This is a genomic window from Aurantivibrio plasticivorans (assembly GCF_055392955.1).
Genome location: NZ_AP036020.1, coordinates 1,635,407 through 1,661,217, shown reverse-complemented (window position 1 = coordinate 1,661,217; position 25,811 = coordinate 1,635,407). Strand labels below are relative to the sequence as shown.

The 25,811-nt window shown below is 46.8% G+C and carries 18 protein-coding genes; 8 read left to right on the top strand and 10 right to left on the bottom strand.

The window, feature by feature from the left end:
* The first annotated feature begins 305 nt into the window (after positions 1 to 305).
* Positions 306 to 1,145 carry a hypothetical protein gene (locus ACZ5NB_RS07380; protein ID WP_460232394.1) on the top strand — a complete coding sequence of 280 codons (840 nt, stop codon included), beginning with the start codon at positions 306 to 308 and terminating at the stop codon, positions 1,143 to 1,145.
* 13 nt (positions 1,146 to 1,158) lie between these two features.
* Here ACZ5NB_RS07380 and ACZ5NB_RS07375 read toward each other — a convergent pair whose 3' ends face one another.
* Positions 1,159 to 1,707, bottom strand: coding sequence for a hypothetical protein (locus ACZ5NB_RS07375; RefSeq protein ID WP_460232392.1), 549 nt, complete (start codon positions 1,705 to 1,707; stop codon positions 1,159 to 1,161).
* A 130-nt stretch (positions 1,708 to 1,837) separates the two neighbouring features.
* Between ACZ5NB_RS07375 and ACZ5NB_RS07370 the strand changes: the two genes are divergently transcribed.
* The 3 genes from ACZ5NB_RS07370 (at position 1,838) to ACZ5NB_RS07360 (ending at position 5,384) form a co-directional block, all read left to right on the top strand.
* A complete protein-coding gene (locus ACZ5NB_RS07370) occupies positions 1,838 to 2,272 on the top strand; it encodes a universal stress protein (protein WP_460232391.1) in 435 nt (144 codons plus the stop codon).
* A 298-nt stretch (positions 2,273 to 2,570) separates the two neighbouring features.
* A complete protein-coding gene (locus ACZ5NB_RS07365; RefSeq protein WP_460232390.1) occupies positions 2,571 to 4,631 on the top strand; it encodes a transglycosylase SLT domain-containing protein in 2,061 nt (686 codons plus the stop codon).
* Between the two features lie 189 nt (positions 4,632 to 4,820).
* The gene (locus ACZ5NB_RS07360; protein WP_460232388.1) at positions 4,821 to 5,384 is read left to right on the top strand and encodes a hypothetical protein; all 564 of its coding nucleotides are present in this window, start codon (positions 4,821 to 4,823) and stop codon (positions 5,382 to 5,384) included.
* Between the two features lie 48 nt (positions 5,385 to 5,432).
* Here ACZ5NB_RS07360 and ACZ5NB_RS07355 read toward each other — a convergent pair whose 3' ends face one another.
* The 4 genes from ACZ5NB_RS07355 to ACZ5NB_RS07340 form a co-directional block, all read right to left on the bottom strand.
* Positions 5,433 to 6,386, bottom strand: coding sequence for a chemotaxis protein CheV (locus tag ACZ5NB_RS07355; RefSeq protein ID WP_460232387.1), 954 nt, complete (start codon positions 6,384 to 6,386; stop codon positions 5,433 to 5,435).
* Positions 6,387 to 6,475: 89 nt separating this feature from the next.
* Positions 6,476 to 6,724, bottom strand: coding sequence for a glutaredoxin family protein (locus ACZ5NB_RS07350; protein ID WP_460232386.1), 249 nt, complete (start codon positions 6,722 to 6,724; stop codon positions 6,476 to 6,478).
* Between the two features lie 66 nt (positions 6,725 to 6,790).
* Positions 6,791 to 8,062, bottom strand: a complete 1,272-nt coding sequence (locus tag ACZ5NB_RS07345) for a DUF5610 domain-containing protein (RefSeq protein WP_460232384.1) — start codon at positions 8,060 to 8,062, stop codon at positions 6,791 to 6,793.
* Between the two features lie 153 nt (positions 8,063 to 8,215).
* A complete protein-coding gene (locus ACZ5NB_RS07340; protein ID WP_460232382.1) occupies positions 8,216 to 9,121 on the bottom strand; it encodes an FHA domain-containing protein in 906 nt (301 codons plus the stop codon).
* Positions 9,122 to 9,397: 276 nt separating this feature from the next.
* Here ACZ5NB_RS07340 and ACZ5NB_RS07335 point away from each other — a divergent pair, with 276 nt between their 5' ends.
* Complete coding sequence (locus ACZ5NB_RS07335; RefSeq protein WP_460232381.1) at positions 9,398 to 10,252, top strand: PP2C family protein-serine/threonine phosphatase; 855 nt, start codon at positions 9,398 to 9,400, stop codon at positions 10,250 to 10,252.
* 89 nt (positions 10,253 to 10,341) lie between these two features.
* Positions 10,342 to 12,723 (top strand): SUMF1/EgtB/PvdO family nonheme iron enzyme, encoded by a 2,382-nt coding sequence (locus tag ACZ5NB_RS07330; RefSeq protein WP_460232380.1) that lies wholly within the window; start codon positions 10,342 to 10,344, stop codon positions 12,721 to 12,723.
* 11 nt (positions 12,724 to 12,734) lie between these two features.
* Here the strand turns inward: ACZ5NB_RS07330 and uvrB are convergent, their stop codons facing one another.
* Both uvrB and rlmKL read right to left on the bottom strand, forming a co-directional pair.
* Positions 12,735 to 14,741 carry an excinuclease ABC subunit UvrB gene (gene uvrB / locus ACZ5NB_RS07325; protein WP_460232379.1) on the bottom strand — a complete coding sequence of 669 codons (2,007 nt, stop codon included), beginning with the start codon at positions 14,739 to 14,741 and terminating at the stop codon, positions 12,735 to 12,737.
* A gap of 25 nt (positions 14,742 to 14,766) precedes the next feature.
* A complete protein-coding gene (gene rlmKL, locus ACZ5NB_RS07320; RefSeq protein ID WP_460232378.1) occupies positions 14,767 to 16,935 on the bottom strand; it encodes a bifunctional 23S rRNA (guanine(2069)-N(7))-methyltransferase RlmK/23S rRNA (guanine(2445)-N(2))-methyltransferase RlmL in 2,169 nt (722 codons plus the stop codon).
* A 798-nt stretch (positions 16,936 to 17,733) separates the two neighbouring features.
* Here rlmKL and rmf point away from each other — a divergent pair.
* The gene (rmf, locus tag ACZ5NB_RS07315) at positions 17,734 to 17,937 is read left to right on the top strand and encodes a ribosome modulation factor (RefSeq protein ID WP_460232377.1); all 204 of its coding nucleotides are present in this window, start codon (positions 17,734 to 17,736) and stop codon (positions 17,935 to 17,937) included.
* 137 nt (positions 17,938 to 18,074) lie between these two features.
* Here the strand turns inward: rmf and ACZ5NB_RS07310 are convergent, their stop codons facing one another.
* From ACZ5NB_RS07310 to ACZ5NB_RS07300, 3 genes are all read right to left on the bottom strand, one after another.
* Positions 18,075 to 19,100, bottom strand: coding sequence for a quinone-dependent dihydroorotate dehydrogenase (locus tag ACZ5NB_RS07310; protein WP_460232376.1), 1,026 nt, complete (start codon positions 19,098 to 19,100; stop codon positions 18,075 to 18,077).
* A gap of 143 nt (positions 19,101 to 19,243) precedes the next feature.
* Entirely contained in the window at positions 19,244 to 19,462 is a 219-nt protein-coding gene (locus tag ACZ5NB_RS07305) for a DUF2835 domain-containing protein (protein ID WP_460232375.1), read from the bottom strand.
* A gap of 26 nt (positions 19,463 to 19,488) precedes the next feature.
* Positions 19,489 to 24,417, bottom strand: coding sequence for an NAD-glutamate dehydrogenase (locus tag ACZ5NB_RS07300; RefSeq protein ID WP_460232374.1), 4,929 nt, complete (start codon positions 24,415 to 24,417; stop codon positions 19,489 to 19,491).
* Positions 24,418 to 24,806: 389 nt separating this feature from the next.
* On the opposite strand from ACZ5NB_RS07300, the gene ACZ5NB_RS07295 reads away from it, so the two are divergent.
* Positions 24,807 to 25,808, top strand: coding sequence for an AAA family ATPase (locus ACZ5NB_RS07295; RefSeq protein WP_460232373.1), 1,002 nt, complete (start codon positions 24,807 to 24,809; stop codon positions 25,806 to 25,808).
* Positions 25,809 to 25,811 lie beyond the last annotated feature (3 nt).

The following is a 25,811-nucleotide window of genomic DNA, read 5'->3' as shown; positions in this document are numbered from 1 at the left end:
ACAATCAAGACCGTCAATTTCTGACTAAAAAGCATACAAAACGATCTTGCCTTCGTATTATTCATCTTTATGGGAGCGCATATATAAAGGCTCAAAATTGACGGGTCAAGCATAAATAATTTTTCTCTTAGTGTTCGCGTCCCGTTTTAACAACATTTTACACCTACCAAACACGCCCACCCCGCACCACCTAAGTCTATGATTTTAATCATTTTTAATTTGCTCATTAGGCTGTTTTATAAAACCAACCAAATCAAATATTACTGCTAAAATTAATTTATCTTCCCTGATAGTCTTAGCTGCCAATGATTACCGCTGCAAGTTTAATCCTACTCAGTGCAATCGGAATCGCCGCACTTTTTCTCGTCAGCCTGGTGAATCGTCGACAAGCGAAAGCCAGGCAGGCTCGCCAACGGGTCAAAATGCTCAAGTTCCGCTTCGATTCGCTAGACGAACTAGCCTCTGTTATCGATAGCCTTGTCGATAATCGAGCAATTTCAAGGCGTATCTATGACGAAGCACTAAAAATGCTAGACGCTATGCAGCGTCTGGATCCTACCGCTTCTCACATCCAAGCGAGTGTTGCCCACGCTCAACGTAGAGCAGTAGAACTCGCCGACAACGCCAGTAGCCGGGTAATTAACCGCTTGCGCGAGAGCGATGGGCAGATAGCTAAGGCTCAGCAATCACTGGCCGAAGCCGGCAGAATACTTAAACAGCAGTTTAACCGAGGCGATATCGCGGAAACTGAGTACGATAATTACATTGCCGAGCTTCGCTGGCTTCACTTATTTGTCGAAGTCATTTCACTGACAGGACGCGGCATGATTAGCATGCAGCGTGACGATGTGATGGGTGCTTTCTCCTTTTATAAGCGCGCTCAAGCGTGCTTACTACAATCCGAAAACCGTGATGAACGCCGCACGAGGCTAATAAAAGAATTGAATGAAATGATAGGTAAAAAACGTTCAAGCTTGTCGCCGGACTTAATGCCGGAAGCTAAACACCTTTTGCATAAGTTAGATGAGCTCAATACCAATGTGCCTCACTCGACACCAGAGCAAACTCAATCACCCGTTGAGGAAGATTTGTTACCCTTGGATGAACCGTCCTCAACGCCTTCTCGAGGCTCAGAGCCACTTTAGCTATGCCCCTATTTCAAGGTAAAAAGCATTGAGCACAAATCTGTTTTAAATCCTGAAGTGTTGTTTTTAAACGATCAACCGAATCGACACCACCTTTTTCGGTCCACGCAATTGCAACCCCATCCGGTCTGCACTGCAGAGCTACAATAGTGGGATTCAATGACTCAACGAAGACTTTAAGTGGTTCAAGCTTCTCTGAATCTCTTTGCAGAGACCCCGGAGCTTTTCCAGACAGCCACTGCCAATGATGATGAAAATGGATTTCATGAGCGCTCGGGCGGCGGCTGAGCAGCCAATTATTTCCACTGTCTAGCACAGCTAACGCTTTTTCTTGGTCCTGGCTTAAATCCCAGGGCAAAAAATAAACGGCCACTTCATCTTTATCCTCTCTCGTATCCAAGCGAAGTTGATCACGAGGCACCAATTGCACTTTTAAGCCACAATTCGCAGCGCGGGCGCGTAGGCTACCAATTCGTCGGTCACGATCCGAAGGGCTCAGCCAAAAAACCGGGCCAGCGACCATCGCGATGGTCAAGCCAATAATCAGAATAGAAACCCACATACCCAAACCTTTTGCTCATTTTATTAATCAAAATCAATTCTTTAGCGCGATTCTGACTTGTTAATGCTATGCACCCCAAATAAAACGGAATAGTATAGGGAAGAATAAATATTAGGGGGAGGAATAACTCATGAGCCTATACAAACACATTCTTGTCGCGCTGGATTTAACGGAAGAATCCACGGAAATTCTGACTAAAGCCATGCAGCTTGCAGAAGGGGCTAACTTGCATTTAGTTCACGTGATTGAACCTTTGGCATACGCCTATGGAGGAGATATCCCAATGGACCTAACGGAAGTCCAAGCGCAACTGCAACAACAAGCCAGTGAGCAACTAGCAAAACTGGCACAAAGTGTTGGCATCAGCCCAGAAAACCAGCAAGTTGTTATCGGACAACCTACCTCCGAAATTCACCGCCTAGCGGAAGAGCTTGATGCTGACCTCGTCGTACTGGGGAGCCATGGCCGTCAAGGCTTAGCCTTGTTATTGGGCTCTACCGCTAACGGCGTTCTGCACGGTACAAAATGTGATGTGCTTGCCGTTAGAGTATCCAGTCCAGACTAGAACACTAATACCTGCTTCGACCTTCCAATGTTGGGTGCCATCCTAGTGGCACCCAACGTGCATATCTTTATTCCTAACGGTAAATTCGAGCGACTAGTCACGACACGTCTATAATTAACACGTGATAGGCTAGCACTTTCTAGATCAAAGCCTTTTATTCCTGGGTTTTTGCCAGAATTTGATAGGTGGTCGCCAGTTTTTTGACACCTTTCTAGAACATAATGCAGCGGACATTGCCGTTAGGTGTTTAAACCTGACGCTAGCCGCTAAAAAACACGTAGTAGATAGTCAAAAGCTTATGGCCAACAACCCAGCGAAAAGCCGCCATTTTGCTGTCCGTGTAGCTCAGCAGCTCGCGGTGACAGCGGCGACGCTATTAGTCACAACAGGATTGTTGAGCGTTAGTCATATTACCAACGCAAACTCCTCTATAAAACCTAAAGATTTGCTCAACCCTGGTGGATCAGGCCTAACCCAGCTGCAACGAGGCCAATACCAACAAGCCAGGCGCGCGCTCAAAAAAGGGCACTTCAAAAGCTTTAACAAATACCTCAAGACACTTAACGGCTACCCCCTAAAACCGTACTTGGACTACGAAAACCTTCGGCGCAAACTTTATTTATTCCCTTACCAAGAAGTCGAAGCCTTTCTGCAACAACACCAAAACACCTACATCGGCGATAAGCTCGATCGAGACTGGCTAGAGTTACTGGCCAAGCAGCGGCATTGGCACGATTACAGAACATACTACCCGACGTCGACTATCGCCAAGGGCAGCGCCGAACTGACTTGCTACTATATTCAAGCTCGCATAAATACTGGCGATGCCAAGGCGTTAGAAGAAGTCGAGACACTATGGAATGTTGGCAAATCTCAACCAGACGAGTGCGATCCACTGTTTAAAACTTGGCGAGAAGCCGGGTACCTAACCCCCGAATTGGCCTGGGACCGTCACAGCAAAGCCATTGACGGCCGCAAGCGAACACTTGCACGCTATATCGCCAAACAAATGCCGGTGGAGATGCAGAAGCTCGCCAAACTCTACCAAACGGTTGACCGCTATCCTCAAAAGCTCGAAAACGTCCGTCGCTTTGCCGACCAGACACCAGAAATGCAAGAAATCATTCTGCATGGGTTAAGGCGATACGCACGGCGGGATTCACTAAAGTCATTGGCACTCTGGGAACGCTACAACGCAAGCCACTACTTTGACTCTGAGGAGCGGGCCTACACGTTAGAATATTTGATTACTCAATTAGCCCGCCAAGGCAATATGCCTCAGGCCGAACTGTTGCTTGCTACGGCACCTAGCGCCTCGAGTGAAGAACTTGTGGCTTGGATGGTTCGCGATTCTCTGAGTCAACAAGACTGGCAAAGAGTGTATAACGCGCTGCAATTATTTAGCCCTGAAGAGCAGCAAAGTGAACGCTGGTTATACTGGCGCGCTCGCGCAATGGAGCAACTAGGCATTGACGACCCAGCCTACCCAACTCCCAAACAGATCTATGCAAGCCTTTCATTAACGCGCAGCTTTTACGGCTTTATGGCTGCAGATATTGTGGGGCAAGACTACACCCTCTTAAATCGACCGGTTGATTCCCCGGTAGATCAGGTGAATATCGTCCGTAATCTACCGGCAATGCAACGTGCCTATGAATTACTTGAGATAGGCAATCTGCGCGATGCACGCCGTGAATGGTATTACGCAACCAAAGATATGGAGCCTGATCAGCTACTCGCCGCTGGAAAATTAGCTGATCAGTGGGGATGGCACCGAAAAACCATTCAAGCGATGGCAGCTGCCCGTTATTGGGACGATTTAAAATTACGATTCCCGCTCGCCTACCAAAGCGAAGTCGAAGTGGCTTCAAAAGCCACCCATATTGAGAGCCCATTGCTTTTCGCCATTGCTCGCCAAGAAAGTGCCTTTGCCGCGGACGCCAAATCTTCTGTCGGTGCCATGGGCTTGATGCAACTAATGCCCGCAACCGCCAAACAAACGGCACGACGTAATGGAATAAAGTATCGGTATTGGGACTTAATTAAACCCGAGCACAATATCGCTCTTGGCAGCCGCTATCTCGATCAATTGTTAGAGCAATTTAACGGAAATCGCGTCCTTGCTGCGGCTGCCTATAATGCAGGCCCTCACCGTGTTAAACAGTGGCTGGCGAAAACAGATTCTGAACTTCCAAACGATGTGTGGATCGAGACCATTCCCTTTAAAGAGACGCGCGGTTACGTACAAAATGTTCTCTCCTACTCTCTGATCTACAGCTATCGCTTAGGCGAAAGCGCGCCACTGCTGCAAGCACACGAACTATTGCCGCCAAAACAGTCCCTGCGGAATACAAAATAACCATAATCAAATTATTTTGATTATGGTTTAAATCTTCAATGCATATTTTCAAGATTTTCTTTCTCTTATCGGACAGTTGTCTATCCTTAGATAAGGCGGTCAGTTTTCCGCATTAACCAGCTAATAAAATGGTAGTCGTACTCCATTGCTGTCTAAACGCTCACTATAGAATTTACTGCGAATATGAATATGGACTCGTTCAAACAAAGCTCAGAATCACAAACAGCTCCCTCAGATGTGATGACTCACGATGCTTGGGTACATACACGCGAAACTGTCACCATGCTCTATCTCGCCATTTGCCAAATAGAGACTTCTATCGTTGAGAGCAATACCTCAGTACAACAACTGACTGACACTTTTACCCGCCTAGCAGGGCAAACACTCGGCAGCAATGTTGAAAAAGACAGTGATGGCAACCCTATCTGGACGACTGAAGAAATGCGCGAGCGCATTAACGAAGCCATTACCGCTTTCCAATTTTATGACCGCATCAGCCAACGACTCGATCATGTTTCTCGTGGGCTTGAAAGGATGACAAAAATTTTTAGCGACCTAAACTCGCTTAACGATATTGGCAGCTGGGAACAGATCAAAGAAGAAGTACGCGAAAGCTATTCGATGGAATGCGAGCGCGCCATGTTCGAGAAAATAGTCAGCGGGGCAAGTGTTGAAGAAGCCTTGGCCACCTACCGAGAATTACTGCACAAACAAGACGATCAAGAAGACGAAGATGATATAGAGCTCTTTTAGAGCTCTAAAAGAAAGTTACTACAGAAATCGCTTGATTCTGAAAGCATTCTATTGATCTTTTGGTTTCACACCTAATCTCACACGCACGCGCTCTTGAACACGCTCCGCCAATAAGTCTGGAGTGAACTTCGATAAAAAATCATCACACCCAACTTTTTCCACCATTGCTTTGTTAAAGCTACCACTTAACGAGGTGTGAAGCACAATGTACAAATCTTTCAGACTAGGGTCGTTGCGTATTTCGTGGGTAAGACGGTAGCCATCCATCTCAGGCATTTCAGCATCCGTAATTACCATAAACACCTTGTCATGCGGGTTAACACCAGTGGCGACCCACTCTTTCAGTAGACTTAACGCCATCAAACCATCTTGCACCGCAATCAACCCAACGCCAAGATTCTGCAGCGTTTCTTTTACTTGACTCATTGCTGTAGGTGAATCGTCGACAAATAATACTTTGAGCTCAGCATCGCGCGCCAGGTTCGCCAACTCCGCGTCCAAAACATCGTCTGAAACCGATGTGTCATACGGCACAATATCAGACAATACCCGCTCAACATCGAGAATTTCAACAATACGATCGTCCACTTGAGTGATTGCCGTCAGGTAGTGTTTTTTCCCCGCACCCTTTGGCGGAGGCATGATGGTATCCCAGTTTAAATTCACAATTCGATCGACGGCGCCGACCAAGAAACCCTGTACGCTCTGGTTGTATTCAGTAACAATGAGGTTACATTGACTCATATCCGCCATCGGCCTTCTGCCAATCGCTGCACTTAAATCTATAACAGGAATGGTGCGATTCCGCAGGTGTGTTACGCCACAAACCAAAGGGTTTCGTTGTGGCATAGCAACCAGAGGGGGAACGCTCATCACCTCTTTGATTTTGAATACGTTAAGCGCAAACATCTGCTGACCGTTCAAACAGAACATCAACAGTTCGAGTCGGTTTTCACCTACCAGCTGGGTACGAGAATCGACGGAAGCGAGTATTTTCGACATAATAATGCTAATTCTTGGTATCTACTTTGAAGTGTAGACCCAAAAATTCGCGATAGCCGAAAAATAAACGACGCGGAGCGCATCAAATACTAGGAGATACGCGAATTGAGTAGCAAACGAACTTGGGATTCGTCGAAGGGCCAGTAAAGCTTTTCTCCAGACTTTTCATATTCTAATACTGGAATAGATGTGCCGTAGAGTTCCATTAATTGATCAGAGTCGGCAATATCGACCTCTGATAACGTAAAATTTGTGTTCGCAAGAATTGGCCAAAGAATCTCCTTGGCATGATCACACAAATGACAGCCTAGCGTGGAATAAAGTATCAATTGCTGCATAATTTGGCCCGACAAAAAGCCGACATTTTAACACGCAGAAATAGCGTTCGTCAGAATGATGAAGCGTTAGCTGTTCGCTTCGGGCAGAGCGTCTAGTATGTCACCAACAAAGCGCTCGAATCGCGATGGCGACTCGGCCTCTTCATGTGCTTGATATAATTGCTCAAAACGACCGGCCAGATCGCTAATTAAACGCGCTGGATCTGCAAAGGGATGAGCTGCATCAACAGCATCCAATACACCGCGAGCGAAATCTCCAACAGGTAATAAACTGTTTGAAAATCCGGTTCCGCCATTATCAGCAGCAGGCGACGCGGGCAGGAACTGCTGATAAGCTGCCGTGACGCGCTCTACTTCTACCTGACGCAGGTTCAACGAGTAACCAACAATCTCCTGCTGATCATAGCCTAGATTTACGGCTTGATTGAACGCACCTTCAACATCGCCAGAAAAAAACGTTTGTGAAAGATCTTCCACTCGCCCCAGCAAATCATTGATTGCCGACATTTCGTCAGCATTTAAATCGCCGTCGACGGAAAAAGAAAAGCGCGATGAATCTTGGCTGTTACTGGAAAATTGCTCGAATGCGCCACTGAAATGGTCACCATTCGTACCCTCTTGGTTAAAAGCACCATAGCGGTATTGCGCAACATACAGCGATTTTGAACTCGCTTGGATGGTAACAGTGTCGCCTTCTGCTGTTTCCACTTCAAATTCAAAGCTACTGGATTGACCGTAACGGACCTCGCCAAAGCCTGCCTCTAATGCGGCACCAACTGTCGAGCGAGCTGGCTCTGGCTCCTCGGTGCGAGCAAGATAGCGTTCCTTCAGATCGTCTATCCCGGCGGTCACGAGTTCGTAGGTCTTGCCAATATCTTCATTAATCTCTGGCGATAGAAACCCCAATGACTCAAGCTTCTCCTTTGCCTCAGCAAAACCCTGCTTAAACCCTGCCAGGCCCTCTTCCAAACGCTGCGAAATTTCCTCTGTGCTAGCTCCCTTTTGAATGTCTTGCTTCACTCGGTGCTCAATGAATCCGAGAATGTTGTTAGCTACATTTTCAGCCGATGTCGCAGGCAACAACTCCGTTGCCCCTACTTTCACACCACGATTAGCAAGAAATTCGTAGGTTTTCTCTAACTGTTTTTCAAAAGCCGCAAAACCCGCTTTGCGAAGGCTCCCCCCCTGCCCATTCGAATGCTCGCTAGAAGCCCCAGAATGGAGCCTGTTAACGTTTGCCTGATGATGACGGCCACCTTGCTGTGCGTGCTGCAAACCCTCTCGACCGGACAACAGTCGGCTAAGGTCTGAAGGTTGTGTAAATGGCAGAATGTGCATGGCAATCCCCTAGCGTTAGAGCCTACTGCTCGACAAATGGCAGCGATTGCTAGGGTTATCGGCTAGATTGCGGAGACCTTAATACTAAATTGCCCACGTGGCGCCTCACATCACGGGTGGAAGGGATATTGGCACCTCAATGTTCACTAGCTCTTAAAAAGTGATTAAGCCTTGCTGAACACCGACCGCCACGGCAGCCGCTATGCCGAGGATGAGAACCCCAAGGATCAAGCCAAACTTCGACTTGGGTTCTGGGGTCGAATAATCTGTGCCAAATTCGTCAGAATCAGACCAGTCGCTCGACTCTTCCGCTATCGGCAATGCTCCGGTATTACCTTTAACAGCATGAACAGGTGCCTTGTGTTGCTTAGCCGCCGCCTTTTGTGGCGCTGGGGTCTGTTGATTAGCAGGCCGAACCGTTGTTTTATCCAAATCCTGTGACGGCCCAATGACTCCAAAACTGAGCGTATCAAAGCGCAAATCGTCGCCACGGTTGACGCGAGACTCGGTTATCCTCTCTCCGTTGAGGTAAGTCCCATTCGCCGAGCCAAGATCTTTGACATACAGTAAACCTTCATTCACCGTTAATTGTGCGTGACGACGTGATAAGTGCGCGGCAGCTAAAGTAATGTCGCATTCGTTAGAACGACCAATAACGGTTGTTGCTTTGATGCTAAACACTCGATTGGCTAACGCGGTGCTATTCGCCTTTAACGCCCAGCCAGTACTTGGGGGAGCTTTCTTGGCAGATTTAGGTGCTACCGGTCGATCCGACTTAGGGTCAACAATTTGCAGAATTGTCTTACCAATAATAATTTCGTCGTTGATAGACAACGGCGCAGTATGATTAATCGCTTTACGATTGACGTATACAGGTTTGTTACCGGAAACGTTAACGATATTTAGACTTTCATACTTCACCGTGATTTCGGCATGTGCGTCCGCCACATTGGGATCATCAACCACAAGATCGTTGCCACTGGCACGACCAATGGTTACTTTTGGTTCTACAAGCCACACCGCATTGAGCTTATTATTTTTAAAGCGGATCTTAAGCATGAGTAACGCCCTGTTTTTAAGCTCTTTGTTGCTGGCATTGGCTTTGTTTAAGCATTCGAGCCAGAAAATAAAGAACTACACTGCTGTTATTTGTATCTAACTTGACCACCAGTGCGGCATGTTGGATGCGTGATAATTTAACAAAAGGATTTGATAATTCAATAGCTTAGAGACAAAATGTAGATTAAAGGAACCGCTGGTTAACGCCAACACAGCGGAAGAACAATCAGTAAATTGTTGCCCAAGTGTGAACTAATTCGCAATCTAGGACCCTGAATGGCCATAATAAAAAGCAGCGCTGTCACCGATAAAGGACTACAGCGAGGCAATAACGAAGACAGCTATATAAGTCTTCCCGAACAGGGTCTTTGGGTTATTGCCGACGGCATGGGTGGTCATGACGCCGGTGAAGTCGCCAGTGCAATCGTTGTCGAGACCATTCAAAAAGAACGACTCGATGAACGTTCATTAGCTGATGCTATTCAACGCTCGCATCAGTCGGTTTTAGAAGCTGTGGAAAATGGCACCGGTGCGAAAGGCATGGGTTCGACAGTGGTCGCGTTGGAAACTAGTGAGACTGAATACCAGGTTTCCTGGGTCGGAGACAGTCGTGCCTATCTGTGGACGCCAGACAAATCAGGCGGCACGTTAGAGCAACTCACAACTGACCACTCTTACGTGCAAATGCTCCTAGCCACAGGCGCCATTAGTGAAGAAGATGTCGCCACCCACCCTGATAAAAATATTATCACGCAATGTATCGGTTCAACCGATGTTGACGCTGTAAAAGTCGATTCAGTGCACGGCAAATGGCAAAGCGGCCAATGGGTATTATTGTGTAGCGATGGACTGACCGATGAAGTCTCCGATGAAAATATTGCGCAAACACTCTGCGAAAGTAGAACAACAGATCAAGCGGCAACCGCGTTGATGAAGTTAGCTCTCGATCACGGCGGTAGAGACAACATTACACTTCTACTCGTTGAAGCACCGAGACAGCAGCATTCAGCAATCGCATTTTTACAAGACTGGCTGCCCTCCTTATCGGGCAAGCCAACCGTCGATCATAGTATCTATGGTATTACTCTCTTGTGTTTTATCTTATTGTGCTACTGGCTTTGGATGGTGTAGTCGCATCTATTTTAACCAAGCATATAGATCAAACTTCATTGAGTTTATTAATAATTAAAATAATCTAAGAAAGGTTATAAACCGCGCACATGCAAATTCCTGGTTACAAAATTCTGCGCAAAATAAACCAGGGCGGTATGTCTACTGTTTACCTTGCTATTCAGCTCAGCGTCGGGCGTGAAGTTGCACTTAAAGTCATGTCGCCAGTACTCAATGCAGATCCAGTATTTGGAGAGCGTTTTCAGCGTGAGGCCAACATTGTTGGGCAATTATCTCACCCCAATATTGTGTCCATTTATGATATTGGCCGCTACAAAGGTTTGAATTACATTGCGATGGACTATCTTCCTGGCGGAACAGTCCATGAGAAAATGGTTCAAGGGTTAGACACGGCGGGCACATTATCCGTATTGCGCCAAATTGCTCACGCCCTAGATGTCGCACACCGGAAAGGTTATGTACATCGGGATATCAAGCCAGAAAACATCCTGTTTCGCGACGATGGAACTGCGGTATTAACCGATTTCGGTGTCGCCAAAGCCGCGTCGGCGTCGACACAAGTGACGAACGCGGGCACCGTGGTTGGAACCCCGCATTATATGAGCCCAGAACAGTCGCGGGGAATGCCTCTCGACGGCCGTTCAGATCTATACAGTTTAGGGGTTGTACTCTACGAAATGTTGACGGGGTCTGTACCCTTTCAAGGGGAAGAGTCTGTTGCTATCGCTATCAAGCACCTCACCGAACCTGTTCCGAAGTTGCCTGGTCAGCACGCCGTGTTACAACCTCTCATCGATAAATTATTGGCTAAAAATGCCAATGATCGTTTTCAAACGGGTGCCGAATTAGTTGCCGCTATCGATATATTAGAGGAAACCCTTTCGGGGTTCCCGAATCGAAAAACACCTTATACAGACCCCGCCAGCATGAATGTCATGGCGCTGTTTAAGGCCCTCGTGCTCACAAGTATCGCAGCACTGCGCATCAAGTGGATGCAGCTAACAGAACGGCTCTTTAGCTGGCGCTGGACGCCTTCACGCGGCCTCTATAAGCGCCCTCAGGTGAATGTTACTGAGGTCTACTTCAGCAGCGACCCTAGCCTTGAAACCCGCGACACCGTGGTCTCAACTCGCGTAAGAAAAGCAGCACACTATCAAGAGGTAGGCGCACGCCAAATTAGTATCATTACGCGTTTTTTTACCATTGTTTTGATTTTGGGCGTTATGTGGAGTGCGTTCAGTGTGGGCTTTACTAAACTCATTGAGCCACGTCATTCCGTTTATGCCAGTGGCATGGGAAAAATTATTCATGTCACAGCATCTGTCATCGAAAGCTACGCTGACGAGCTGCTCGGTCGCGATCAGGTAGCGATCGAGTCGCCACCTGCTACGCCGAGTATACCCACCATCGTCGAACAGCCCGCGCCACAGCAACAAATAGAGCCTGAGGCGGTAGACACTCATGACTCAAGTGACGTTACTGACGTGACTGATGACGAACCACCGACGGTCACGGAGTTGGTGACATACCACCTCAATGTCACACCTAAACCTAACAACGCACGAATAAGAGTCCTTAATATCAAAGAGCGCTTTCATCAAGGAATGCGATTAGAGCCCGGCCGCTATTTAATCGAAACGTCACGCCCGGGCTATATCACCGAGAAACAATGGATAAACATTAATGATGAAGACTACCAGCATATTGTCTCACTAAAAGTTGACTATCAACCGGGTGACAAAATTCGGGATACGCTGGCCGATGGCTCTCAAGCCCCCTCGTTGGTCGTTGTACCCACAGGAGAATTTTTGATGGGTCATAAAGGTGAAGCAAACGCTTCACCCCAACATTCCGTGAGCATTAATACACCGTTTGCAATAGGTCAATTTGAGGTAACATTTGTTGATTACGATAAGTTTGCGAAAGCGACAAGCCGACCACTTCCTAGCGACAACAATTGGGGACGAGCCAATCGGCCAGTTATCAACGTAAGCTGGCAGGACGCCTACGAATATACCCAATGGTTAAGCCAGCAAACCGGCGCTCAATACCGCTTACCTTCCGAATCAGAATGGGAGTACATTCACCGCGGAGGAACCGAGACTAATTACTGGTGGGGGAATGGAAAGCCGGAGCAACATGCAAACTGTAAGCGTGGGTGTGATTCAGATTACACCAGCCTCTTCAAAGCAAAGACGGCTCCAGTAGGAAGTTTTCCTGCGAACCGTTATGCCGTTATGGATACAGCTGGAAACGTTGCTGAATGGACACTGGATTGCTATCAACCGCATTACATGGGTGCCCCCACAGATGGTCAAGCAGTGGAAAATGAAAGCTGCACCAAACGGGCTATCCGTGGTGGCGCTGCAAATGATTCAGCGAAAAAATTGTTTAGCTATTCACGTGACGGAGAGAAATCACATACAACTAGCGAATGGATCGGCTTTCGAATTCTTAGAGAATTGAACTAACACGTTATCCTTTAAGATGCGTTCAATTTGAGCTTCTCGATACGATCGCGCAGCGCTGCCGCCTCTTCAAACTCCAAGTTTTTGGCATGCTCGAACATTTGTTTCTCTAATTGATCGATCAACTTCCAGACATCTTTCCCACTCAGTGCATCAACATCATACTCTGCGTATTTCTGCGCAACTGTTTGACGTTTTTGCTTGGGCCCTTTCCCAGGGTTATAGGTCGCCTCGAGAATATCAACCACTCGCTTGGTTATACCTTGCGGTGTAATATTGTGTTCTTCGTTATGTGCGATTTGTTTTTTACGACGCCGTTCAGTTTCTGCTATCGCTCGCTCCATTGACCCTGTCATGCCGTCTGCATATAAAATTGCTTTACCATGAACATTCCGTGCAGCACGACCAATTGTTTGAATCAGTGATCGATCTGAACGTAAAAAACCCTCTTTATCTGCATCAAAAATAGCCACCAGAGATACCTCTGGCATATCCAAGCCTTCTCGCAAGAGGTTAATTCCGACGAGCACATCGAACTTACCTAAACGCAAGTCACGAATAATCTCAACGCGCTCTACGGTATCTATATCAGAGTGCAAATAGCGCACGCGAACACCCTGCTCATCCAAATATTCAGACAAGTTTTCCGCCATACGTTTGGTGAGCACTGTGATCAAGACACGTTCATCAAGCGCTACACATCGCTTAATTTCAGACAGGACGTCATCCACCTGCGTACTGGCGGGACGCACCTCAATCTCTGGGTCGACTAATCCGGTTGGTCGTACCACTTGCTCAACCACTTGCGCTGCGTGCTCTTCCTCGTATGGCCCTGGAGTGGCTGATACAAAAATCATTTGCGGCGCTAACCGCTCCCATTCATCAAATCTCATCGGTCGATTATCTAACGCCGAGGGCAACCGAAATCCGTATTCAACCAACGTTTCTTTTCTTGAACGATCTCCACGATACATTCCGCCAATTTGAGGCACTGACACATGGCTTTCGTCAATAATTAGCAACGCATCAGACGGCAGATAATCAAATAGTGTTGGCGGTGCTTCACCTGGATTTCTACCAGATAAATATCGCGAGTAGTTTTCGATACCCGTGCAATAACCCAGCTCGCGCATCATTTCGATATCATAGCGTGTGCGCTGTTCTAACCGTTGCGCTTCCACGAGCTTGTCTTCCTTGCGCAAAAACTCTAAGCGTTCGCCTAACTCCGCTTCAATTTTGTCGATCGCATCGAGAACTGTTTGCCGAGGCGTCACGTAATGCGATTTAGGGTAAATCGTAAATCGAGCAACTTTTTGTAGCACTTCGCCCGTCAATGGATCGAATAAAGATAAGTTTTCGATTTCATCATCGAACAGTTCAACGCGAATCGCTTCGCGGTCTGAATCTGCGGGGTAGATATCGATCACATCGCCGCGCACGCGATAGGTCGCGCGACGGAAATCCATATCATTTCGGTTGTATTGTAATTCAGCTAAGCGCCGTAAAATGGCGCGTTGATCAATGCGATCACCTCTCACCAGGTGAAGCACCATTTTGAAGTATGACTCTGGATCACCCAAACCATAAATTGCAGAAACTGTGGCTACGATCAACGCATCTTTTCGTTCCATCAATGCCTTAGTCGCCGACAGCCGCATTTGCTCGATATGTTCGTTAATTGATGCATCTTTTTCGATAAAGGTATCTGAAGACGGTACGTAAGCCTCTGGCTGATAATAATCGTAATAAGAAACAAAATATTCTACGGCATTATCGGGAAAGAACTCTTTAAATTCGCCATAGAGCTGCGCCGCCAGCGTTTTGTTTGGAGCCATAACCATGGTCGGGCGCTGCACTCGTTCCACCACATTCGCCGCGGTAAAGGTCTTACCGGACCCAGTCACGCCCAGTAACGTTTGATGTGCTAAGCCAGCGTTGATTCCATTAACTAACCCTTCAATGGCAGTCACCTGGTCACCAGCGGGCTTGAATTGACTCTTTACAACGAAGGGTTTTGACATTTCTACCTAACCTATTCAACCGTGTTCACGACGTATGGCGGATAAGGAAACACTGATGGATTTTGCTATTGCGTTGAAAATCTTTGTCCAACGTATCGACTGTAATATCACTCACATCAAATTTATCGAGAGCTTCGTTGTCTAGTTTGAAGCTACGTAAATTGTTGGAAAACACTAAGGTACCTTTTGGATTAAGTAGTTCCATGCAGCGCTTAATTAATGATACGTGATCGCGCTGAATATCCAAGACTTCGTCCATCCGTTTGGAGTTTGAGAAACTAGGAGGATCGAGCAGTATTACGTCGAAGGGCTCGCGGCAGGCCTTCAACCAAGCCAAACAGTCCGCTTGAACGAGTTCATGACGATCACTTAGTTTGTTGGTACGAAAATTCTTTTCCGCCCACCGCAGGTAGGTGCGAGACATATCAACACTGACACTGCTACTTGCGCCTCCTAGCGCCGCCTGCACTGTGGCAGTCGCCGTATAACAAAACAAATTGAGTAAACGCTGTCCCAAAGATAATTCGGCAACCAACTGCCGGACTGGTCGATGATCAAGGAAAATTCCGGTGTCTAAGTAGCTATCCAAATTCACCCAAAAGTTTGCCTTGCCTTCTCGAATAGTAAATTGGTCTGTAAAAGGATCTGAGCCGAGCTTTTCGTATTGCTGTTTCCCTTTATTGCGACGGCGCTGCTTTACATGGATATGCTCGCGGGAAACATCACAACTCGCTACCACAGCCTGCTGTAATTCGTTAAATCGTTTTTCTGCTTTTTTAGGGTCTACGGATTTCGGCGCCGCATACTCTTGCACATGGATATGATCTTCGTAGACATCAATTGCTGCGGCATATTCGGGTAAGTCTGCATCGTATAGCCGGTAGCAGCTGACGTGTGACTGCTTTAACCACTTCGCCAATTGCTTCTGATTTTTTTTCAGGCGATTGGCTACCATTTGCGCCCCTTCAGATAATCGCGGCCCTCGATCACCAGGTTCGCGATCCTTCACGAAATACTGCGGCTCAATGTCAAACATCAATAATTGGCTCGCCAAAGCCCCATTGAATAGCTTGTATTGCTTATAGGAACGCAGCCCCATGTTTTTCGCGAGTTCAATATTCGATGTGAAGACACCGGCTTTCCAGCCTTGAAACTCAGACTTCAACACCGCTCCCAAACGCTGGTACAGCGGCAACAAACTCTCTTGATCTCCAAGACGCTCACCATAAGGCGGGTTGGTTATCACCAAGCCTTTATCGAGAGGCTTATGGGTGGGCCGCTTAAATTCAGCGAGCGGCTTCACCATTGCTTTAATCAAGCCCTCGAAACCAGCAATGGCACTATTTTCCTGCGTCGCAGTTACAGCTCGAGGGTTCTCATCGTAGCCGCGAATCTCTTCTAGCGGCCGCTCTAACCCTGCTTCGTGCCGAGCAAAGGCTTCTTTACGCAACGCCGCCCAAACATCGGGTTGATGCTGTTTCCAACGCTCAAAACCAAACTGATCCCGCAACAACCCTGGGGCTGTATCCGTCGCCATCATGGCGGCTTCGATCAACAAGGTGCCACTTCCACACATCGGATCAATCAAACCATAGCCCTGCTCAGCCAATGCAGGCCACTGGCAGCGAATGAGTAAACCAGCAGCCAAATTCTCTTTCATCGGTGCTTCGACGGTGAATTCTCGATAGCCACGCTTGTGAAGGCTAGCCCCAGAAAGGTCTATAGCTATAGTTAGCTGCCCCCGGTGCAGGCGCACGTTGATGACTACATCAGGGCTATTCTTGTTGATTGTTGGCCTACAACCATCAGGCTGCCTGAGCTGGTCAACAACGGCGTCTTTGACTAGCTGCGAGCCAAACTGAGTATTTCGAATCGCCTGACTGGTACCATTGAAGTCGATCCACAGGTGCGATTCTGGCTCCATATGGCTCGCCCATTCAATCTTATCAACCGCCCTATACAGTGCTTGAGCATCATCAACAGGGCTTCGTGAAAGCACGAGAAGCACTCTGTTAGCCAGCCTTGACCATAGACAGCACCGATAGGCCACGGTGCAATCGCCTTGAAAGCTCACTCCAGCGACTGTTTCGCGCACATTTTGACCACCCAACGCATCAATTTCAGCGAGCAATAGCGATTCCAACCCTTTAGGACACGTTGCAAATAGGTCAAACAGTGGAGAGGAGGTAGTCATTATCAATTCTTCTTTCAAAAATGTGTGAATCTAGCGATTGGGTACGTTACTTTCTTCGACGTTTTTCAACGACTTAGCGATGAATATTTCATTAAGCGATAACCTTCTAAAGCTATAGAACAATTAATTCATTCACAAGCCTCAGGATTTTTTGTCTACTGGAAGTCCGCTTTGACGAAAGTTACTTTTTCAACAGGGGCTCTGCGGTTCGGTTTTTGAACAACTCCTATTTCGGAGTGCTTAGCCAAGCCCGCCTTGTTTCTCAGATGACCGCCTACGTTATTTAGGCTTTTTACCACCTAAGACCAATTGCCTCCAGCATTAGGTCGTGTCAAGAGGTCAGTAAGTTTTCAAAATATTAGCTGCTTGGATGACATGTTCAAAAACACGTGTTCCGAAATTGTTGCCGTAAACGCTTTGAAGGCAACTAATACATGATGCAAATTATTTGGCCAAAGCCAAGATTTTCATACACTAACAAACCAACAACGATAACCAACCACGGAGGTTAAAAAGTAAGGGGCAACGTGATCGCCCGCACCCAAATTGTTTTGGATATTGCTTTTACAGCATAGCGGCAAATACCTTGTAAATACTCAATACACAGGTCTGCGCCCGCTAAAGACCCAAAACATTATGCACCGATTCGCATCTTCAATAACCTTATAAAGCATTAAACACTCGCTTTATTTGGTGAACATGCAAGAGGAAAACAACTGCTGAGTGATAAGCGCTATGTCATCAACATCGCCTACAGCTCTCGCAGTTAAGTCATAAATACAAGAGGTACTTACACTTATGAAACGCCAAAAACGAAACCAAATTAACCGTGCATTTACAAAAGGATATCAAGCAGGTGTTGAGGGACGATCACATTCTCAATGCCCCCACCAAGACGGTCCAATTCGTCACGAGTGGGTAAGTGGCTGGCGTGAAGGTAGAGAAGATCTCTGGAATGGTTTCAACCGAGCAGCTCAGGCTCAACGTATTAGCAATTTTTGACCTCTAAAGTCCGATTTCTAACGCATTAAAACTGCCCTTGGCAGCCAACAATTTCCTGTCTCCTCAACAGGGATCCCGAGACGTTTATCGTCTCATTTGATAGCTCACTGATTCGGTGAGCTGGTACTTTAGGTACCCTAACCCGAGCGGCACGACGCTATCGCGTCTGCCGCCTCGGTAATTAGCTCAGGCCCGCGATAAATAAAGCCACTATAAATTTGAACAAGACTAGCGCCAGCTTCTATTTTTTCTTGTGCGGACTCACCATCCATAATGCCACCGACACCAATAATGGGTAACCTAGAGCCTAGTTCTGCATGCAGTAATTTAATGACTTGAGTTGAAGCTGCTGTCACTGGCGCGCCACTAAGGCCACCCGCCTCATCTGCATAGACATGCCCAGCTACAGCCTCACGACTTAATGTGGTATTTGTCGCGATGACTCCATCTATACCGCTGCCTAGCAGACTTGTAGCCACCTGTTTGATTTCCGTTTCATCCATATCCGGCGCGATTTTGACGGCAATAGGTACATAACGTCCGTGCTGATCCGTTAATAATTGTTGCTCGTGCTTTAACATCGAAAGCAACTGATCGAGTTGCTCTCCATATTGCAGCGTCCGCAACCCGGGAGTATTAGGGGATGAAATATTGACAGTTATGTAATCCGCATGCGGATAAACTTTATGTAGGCAAATTTTATAATCGTCGTTGGCATTTTCTACCGGCGTAACAGCATTCTTGCCAATGTTGATACCCAAGACTCCCTTATATTTTCGCGCTTTTACTTTTTCGACCAGGTGATCAACACCGAGATTGTTAAATCCCATTCGATTAATAATGGCCTGGTGTTCTGGCAATCGAAAAAGACGAGGTTTGTCATTCCCCGGTTGCGGCTTCGGTGTGATGGTACCAATTTCAATAAAGCCGAACCCTAAATTCCCAAGAGCATCGATATGATCTCCGTTTTTATCTAAGCCTGCTGCGAGCCCTACCGGGTTAGGAAAAGTGATTCCCATTACCGTGATGGGGTCACTAGGAACCTTAGGAGCAAAAGGCTTGAGAAGATGGCAGGCATTTACCCAATCCAAGGCGGACAAGGAGACGCCATGAGCACGCTCTGCATCTAGCTTAAACAATAAAGGGCGAATTAAACCGTACATAGAATCGAAGCAAACCTCTAGCTAAACGGAAGGGTAAGTCAGGCCGCGCAGCTTACCGGAATCGCTGCAGAAGGTCGACCGAAGCACGGTGATTGACCAAAAGAAAGCCAACCTTGCTTAAACACAATACACTCTGAATAAACCTACAATTTGTAAACAGAGTGAAAGCGGTTACGGTGGTCAAAGTTAATTTGAAAGCGGCCACGAATGCCGCTGCGAGTCACATAGGGTATAAGTATTTTTCCGGGGAATCTTACCGTTTGGCCATTGCTAGCGTGGGTTACCACATCTTTGGCGCTGCCCTGATACAGTCGCTCAAACTCGTCGGCGCTAATTGCAATATCGACAATAAGACTGTTCATAGCCGATGTGACTGTCCCCTCTCTTCCTAACAAGCCTCATCAAGGGAAATACAATGCTGGCTCGCCTGTGCCAGATCCAGCAGTTCGCGCAAAGCCACAGAGAACATAGCGAAGTCTGTCCCAGGTGCCGCTTGCAGCTCAGTAATCATATCTCGCCAGCGGCCCACTAACGTAGAGTGAAAGGCCATCCATTTTTCGACGGTTTCTTCGATATCACCTTCTGGACCTGCCAGCCGAATAATCGCGACTGACAGCGTCCGCATCTGAGCCTCTAAATCATCCATGTATGACTCTCGGGCCATCGCTTGCCAATAGCTCTCGACTTTGACTTCTGACACCTCGTTGGCAAACCAACCCAGTGATATTTTATCTCCCAGAATAAAATACGTCTGAGCGGCTTTATGAACAGATGTTTCCGATTGCTGTGCGGCCTCAATCATACCGAGGCCACTATAAAGATTCGTGGGCATCGCAAGTGCGGTGGCTAACTCAGAAGAAACCCCTAAGTTGATTAGACGGTTATATTCACTATTCCACTGCACCAGCGAATCACCTCGTAGTACATCCGGCAAAGAAGCTGAAATATCTTGCATTAGCGGTAGAAAGGTATTGATCTCTTGCTCCGGCGATAACTGACCGCGACGGTTTCGCAAAAACCAACGTGTGCCTCGACGGACACGCCTCACCATCCCAATTAACATTTCAGATTGTAAATCTGCGGGAATTTTGTAGTCGAAACCTTCCACCGCATGTTTAAATTCGGGAAAGCCAAAGATATCTCGCGCGGTAACATAGGCCTTGGCAATTTGATCCGCACTGGCACCCGTCGACTCAGACAAGCGTTGAACAAAGGTAAAGCCCATGGTGTTAACCATATCATTGGCTAATTGGGTGGCGATAATCTCATTGCGCAATCGATGAGCAGCTATTGCATCAGAAAAACGTTGTTGTAAAGGCGTTGGAAATGGTTTGTTCAAGCATTTCGCCATATAGCTATCAGCAGCTAAATCACTCTTAGCCAACACTTCCTTTAGCTCAACTTTTGAATAAGAGACGAGCACTGAAAGCTCAGGGCGAGTTAAACCTATACCTGCTGTTTGGCGTTCAATTAATACCTCATCCTCTGGAATAAACTCCAATTGCCGGTCTAAAGTACCTTTTGTTTGCAAATCATTGATAAAGCGCCGATATTCCCCCATTCGCTGAACGGCTTGACTAGACGCAATACTGATCGACAAGGTTTGTTGATAGTTGTTGTCTAACACCAACTCAGCCACTTCATCCGTCATTTCCGCAAGTAACTGATTACGCTGCTTCTCAGTCATGTCACCGTTAACCACCAAGTCATTTAAAAGAATTTTGATGTTAACTTCATGGTCAGAACAATCGACACCGGCGGAGTTATCGATGAAGTCTGTGTTACATGCCCCGCCATTAAGACAAAACTCAACTCGCCCCAATTGCGTCATCCCAAGGTTGCCGCCCTCCCCAAATACTTTGCAACGCAGTTCATCCCCGTTCACTCTTAACGTATCATTGGCTTTATCTCCAACATCCGCGTGGCTTTCATTGCGTGATTTGATGTAGGTCCCGATGCCACCATTCCACAATAAATCAACGGGTGACCTGAGCAAGGCTGATATCAACTCGTTCGGCGTCAACGATGAGGCACTAATACCAAACCGTTTTTTCATTTCAGGTGAAATTGAAATGGACTTAAGCGAACGGGAAAAAACACCTCCCCCCTTGCTAATTAAGGTGTCATCATAATCTGACCAACTACTTTTGGGCAGAGCAAATAAACGCTGCCTTTCTTTAAAACTTTTTGCCGCGTTGGGATTAGGGTCTACGAAAATATGTAGATGATTAAAGGCTGCCGTCAAGCAAATATGCTCTGACAACAACATGCCATTGCCGAACACATCACCTGCCATATCCCCGATACCAACGACAGTAAAGTCATCCTTTTGTATATCAATACCTTTCTCTTTAAAATGCCGTCGCACACTCACCCACGCACCGCGAGCGGTAATACCCATACCTTTGTGGTCATACCCTTGGCTACCGCCTGAAGCAAAGGCATCACCCAACCAGTGGTTGTAATCTTTTGAAATGGCATTCGCGATATCTGAAAAAGTGGCAGTCCCTTTGTCCGCCGCGACAACAAGGTAAGGATCATCTCCGTCTTTTCGCACAACCTGTTCCGGAGGCGCTATTTCGTTATTAATGAGATTATCGGTAATATCCAGCAAACCCGAAATAAACGTTTTGTAGCAAGCAACTCCTTCCTCAAAAGTTTCTTCGCGCGTGAAGTGTGGCATCACTGACTTTGCGATAAAACCACCCTTCGCCCCACCAGGAACTATCACGGCATTTTTAACATGTTGTGCTTTGACCAATCCAAGTACTTCAGTCCGATAGTCCTCAAACCGATCCGACCAGCGTAAACCGCCACGAGCAACTGCACCGCCGCGCAAGTGAACACCTTCGACACGAGGTGAATAGACAAAAATTTCAAATTTTGGTCGAGGTTCCGGAATGTCCGCGATCGTTCTTGGTGAAAACTTGATACTCAGGTATTCCTTTCGCTTACCATTGGAGTCAACCTGAAAATAATTAGTCCTTAACGTACCCTGTATAAGATCCAGGTACCGGCGGATGATTCGATCCTCGTTTAAATTTTCAACGGCATCTAAAGATTTAAGTATTTTATCCGTAAGCCTATCAATGCGCTCGCGATCCTTATCGGTACTTTGATTTATTCTAGGGTCAAAATTTGCTTTGAATAACGCGATTAAATTGCGAGTTATATCTAAGTGTGCAGATAATGTACTGGCGATATAGCTTTGGCTAAAATTGAACATCGTCTGTTTCATATACGCGGCGTAGGCACGCAGAATATTGACTTCTGGCCAGTTAAGACGAGCACCGAGAACGAGATGATTAAACTCATCGCTCTCAACCTTCCCTTGCCATATTGCCAAAAAGGATTCATGAAAATTCTGTCGCGCAGCGTTGACATCGATAATCGTGGGCAAATTATATTCTAGCGAAAAATCATGCAGCCATATCATCTGCTTTTCTCCACTGACAACACGTCGCAACTGATATGGATGCTCACCGATAACTCTTAAGCCCAGATTTTCGAGCAGAGGAATGATATCTGATAATTCTAATGCGTGATCTTTACGAAAAATCTTAAATCGAACTGATCGCTCTTCGGAACCAATAGGCTGATAGAAGCTCATAACAATATCAGTATCGCCATTTAGTTCGTCCAGCATTTGAATATCGTGAACTGCGGTTCTCGCGTCATAGCTCTCGCGATAAGCGTTAGAAAAACCATCTTTATACTGGTTATAGAACTGGGTCCCTTTCTCCTCACCTAACGTTTCAACAAGAGATGTCGCAAGATGCTCACCCCATGAGCGAATGACATCGATAATTCGCTGTTCAAGCTCTTTGACGTCGAACTCAAGAGGCGACTTTGGATTGATTTTAAATACCAGGTGCACTCTTGCCAGAATGGACTCTGAGAAATAGGTGGTAAATTCCTGCTCCGTTGCCCCGAGAACCTCACCAATAATGCTTTGTATTTTCAGCCTAACTTGGGTATTGAAAATATCCTTCGGCACATAGAGCATGCAGCTGACAAATTTTCCGTACGGCCCTCTGCGCATGAACAACCGAACGCGGTAACGTTCATTGATTTGCGCTATGCGAATGGCTACATCATATAATTCTTCTGGCGTAGACTGGAACAGCTCGTCTCTTGGAAATGTTTCCAAGATTTGTTTTAGCATTTTTCCCGTATGACTATCGACCTCCAACCCTGCCTTTGAAAAGACATAACCAACCTTATCAGAAATGATGGGGATTGCGGTCGGCGAGTCATTATAGACTTCAGCGGTGTACAAACCCTTAAACCGGCTTTCTCCACAGACGTTACCGTTTTTATCAAATCGTTTCACGATGACATAATCAGGATAAGCTGATCTGTGTACCCGCGACCTGGCAAACGCCTTGGCGAAGTTTATCACCCGTGAAGATTCATAAAATTGCTTGACGCCGGGAAGGTCTTCGCTCAAATCAATGCGCCGGGCAGGAATGTCAAGTAATTTTGCAATGCCCATGCGAGATTCTATATTCTCAACTAACTCTTTTCCGGACTTACTTTTTTTTATGTCATATTCGGCATAGCCCATAAACGTAAAGTAGCCTTCTCTCATCCATTGCAGAAAGATCTCGGCCCTCGCCATCTCAGTCAGTAGTGAATCGTCGCTGCACTGTGAACGCGCGTGTTTAATGTTGTCGATTGAGGCCTGTGCTTGTTCTAATAGTGGATGATAACTATTGACCACCGCATCAACGCTTTTTAGTACATCGCTAATTGCTGAACTAATCTCATGCAGTGCTTGTTTATCGGTATGACGATTAATCTCCAAAAACAATAGCGACTCATTTGCCGCTAAGCCCTGAGCGGCATCAGCTGATGGGAGCTTATCGCTGCTCTTACCCGGAAGCACTCTAAGCAACTCGCTGCTCTCATTTCGCTCCACCGAAATCAAAGTACTTTTGATTGTATGAATTGCTATGTTTCGTCGATTTATTTCGAGGCGAATAGAGTCAACTAAAAAGGGGACATCTCGATGTAGTACCGCAATAGCCGTGTGGCTGCTTAGCCAGCCATGCTCTTCAAGGCTAGGATTAAAGACCCGTACTTTACTGCTCGAACGGTCAAATTTTTGTAGAAACTCCCACCAACCGTAGAGGCAGCCAAATAGGTCATCCCAATTTTGGCCAACTAACTCCTCCCGAGGGTACTGGTGGAAATACAGTTCAACGAAAGTAAAAAAGTCAGCATTTTCGGTCTCTCTGAGCCGATCCCTAAATTGCGTGTTAACCTCTTTCGCAAACGCCTCTGCCGTCTCTATATCCAGTGCACTTATTTTCACGGTCTGGTCCTTAAATTCAATAAATACCTACCCTTCTGTTTAGCATAGACCATACTGAAAACCAGGCATCACAGAGGCTTGGGCGAGTTTTAGAGCTATACCTAGCTATCAACCCATAATGCAAATTCCAGCGTTTAGGGGACAAAGCTTCAATCGGGAACTTTTAATCGATAAGGGTCTCAATAAGGGTTTTACGGCCCTAGGCTAGAGGGTAAAATCTCTCGACAATTCAATAACTTGAGATATAACCCAGCTTAGTGTGAGGCGCAGCCCTCGCAACACGGGCTGCGGTAGCTTGAAAACGGGCACATGGCCCTCATTTTGGCCGCGAGCGAAATAGTACGGCAGTCAGCAGGCGCTGATTAAAATAACAGTTTAAGGAATATTTGATGAGCAACCCTACGTCAGCGGAAACGTCAGCCAATACCGTTCACGGTCCGGCAAACGCCATTGACCAACTTCGACGCTATATGAATGGCCAAATTATCGGCCAGGAAGCGTTAGTTGAGCGACTATTAATCGCCTTGCTGGCTAACGGACACTTGTTAGTGGAAGGTCCCCCCGGACTAGCTAAAACCAAAGCCATTAAGTGTTTATCCGATGGAATCGAGGGCAACTTTCACCGGATTCAATTCACGCCAGACTTGCTGCCATCCGATGTCACAGGGACAGATATATACCGCCCAGAAACAGGTGACTTTGAATTCCAACCTGGGCCCATCTTTCATAACCTCGTATTAGCCGATGAAATCAACCGCGCACCGGCGAAAGTCCAGTCTGCCCTTCTAGAAGCTATGGCTGAGCACCAAATATCAGTCGGTAGAGCAACCTACGCCTTACCCGAACTATTTATGGTCATGGCGACACAAAACCCTATTGAACAAGAAGGCACTTATCCTCTACCAGAAGCACAGCTCGACCGTTTCTTAATGCACGTCAAAGTGAGTTACCCCAAAGCGGAAGCTGAAGCGGAAATCCTGCGGTTAGTCCGCCAAGAAGCGCAAGCCAATGAGGCACCACCCTCACAAGCTATAAGCCAAGCAGATTTGATGCAAGCTCGCCAAGATATATTGCAAATGCACATGGCACCAACTGTAGAAGAATACATAGTGCAATTGATCATGGCGACACGTGAACCACAACTCTACAATGAAGAACTAGCGAGTTTATTTGAGTTTGGTGCAAGTCCACGCGGCACAATTGCATTAGACCGTTGTTCGAGAGCGCATGCCTGGCTACAAAATAAGGATTTCGTAACACCGGACGATGTTCAAGCTGTTGTTCATGATGTACTGCGCCACCGCATTATTTTAAGTTTTGAAGCCGAAGCAAACGGCGTCACAAGTGACCAAGTCATCGACAAACTCATTAATACCGTTCCAGCGGCATAACCA

Coding starts and splice junctions, on each gene's coding strand:
- ACZ5NB_RS07380 (WP_460232394.1), top strand. CDS start 306: ATGATTACCGCTGCAAGTTTAATCCTACTCAGTGCAATCGGAATCGCC.
- ACZ5NB_RS07375 (WP_460232392.1), bottom strand. CDS start 1,707: ATGTGGGTTTCTATTCTGATTATTGGCTTGACCATCGCGATGGTCGCT.
- ACZ5NB_RS07370 (WP_460232391.1), top strand. CDS start 1,838: ATGAGCCTATACAAACACATTCTTGTCGCGCTGGATTTAACGGAAGAA.
- ACZ5NB_RS07365 (WP_460232390.1), top strand. CDS start 2,571: ATGGCCAACAACCCAGCGAAAAGCCGCCATTTTGCTGTCCGTGTAGCT.
- ACZ5NB_RS07360 (WP_460232388.1), top strand. CDS start 4,821: ATGGACTCGTTCAAACAAAGCTCAGAATCACAAACAGCTCCCTCAGAT.
- ACZ5NB_RS07355 (WP_460232387.1), bottom strand. CDS start 6,386: ATGTCGAAAATACTCGCTTCCGTCGATTCTCGTACCCAGCTGGTAGGT.
- ACZ5NB_RS07350 (WP_460232386.1), bottom strand. CDS start 6,724: ATGCAGCAATTGATACTTTATTCCACGCTAGGCTGTCATTTGTGTGAT.
- ACZ5NB_RS07345 (WP_460232384.1), bottom strand. CDS start 8,062: ATGCACATTCTGCCATTTACACAACCTTCAGACCTTAGCCGACTGTTG.
- ACZ5NB_RS07340 (WP_460232382.1), bottom strand. CDS start 9,121: ATGCTTAAGATCCGCTTTAAAAATAATAAGCTCAATGCGGTGTGGCTT.
- ACZ5NB_RS07335 (WP_460232381.1), top strand. CDS start 9,398: ATGGCCATAATAAAAAGCAGCGCTGTCACCGATAAAGGACTACAGCGA.
- ACZ5NB_RS07330 (WP_460232380.1), top strand. CDS start 10,342: ATGCAAATTCCTGGTTACAAAATTCTGCGCAAAATAAACCAGGGCGGT.
- uvrB (WP_460232379.1), bottom strand. CDS start 14,741: ATGTCAAAACCCTTCGTTGTAAAGAGTCAATTCAAGCCCGCTGGTGAC.
- rlmKL (WP_460232378.1), bottom strand. CDS start 16,935: ATGACTACCTCCTCTCCACTGTTTGACCTATTTGCAACGTGTCCTAAA.
- rmf (WP_460232377.1), top strand. CDS start 17,734: ATGAAACGCCAAAAACGAAACCAAATTAACCGTGCATTTACAAAAGGA.
- ACZ5NB_RS07310 (WP_460232376.1), bottom strand. CDS start 19,100: ATGTACGGTTTAATTCGCCCTTTATTGTTTAAGCTAGATGCAGAGCGT.
- ACZ5NB_RS07305 (WP_460232375.1), bottom strand. CDS start 19,462: ATGAACAGTCTTATTGTCGATATTGCAATTAGCGCCGACGAGTTTGAG.
- ACZ5NB_RS07295 (WP_460232373.1), top strand. CDS start 24,807: ATGAGCAACCCTACGTCAGCGGAAACGTCAGCCAATACCGTTCACGGT.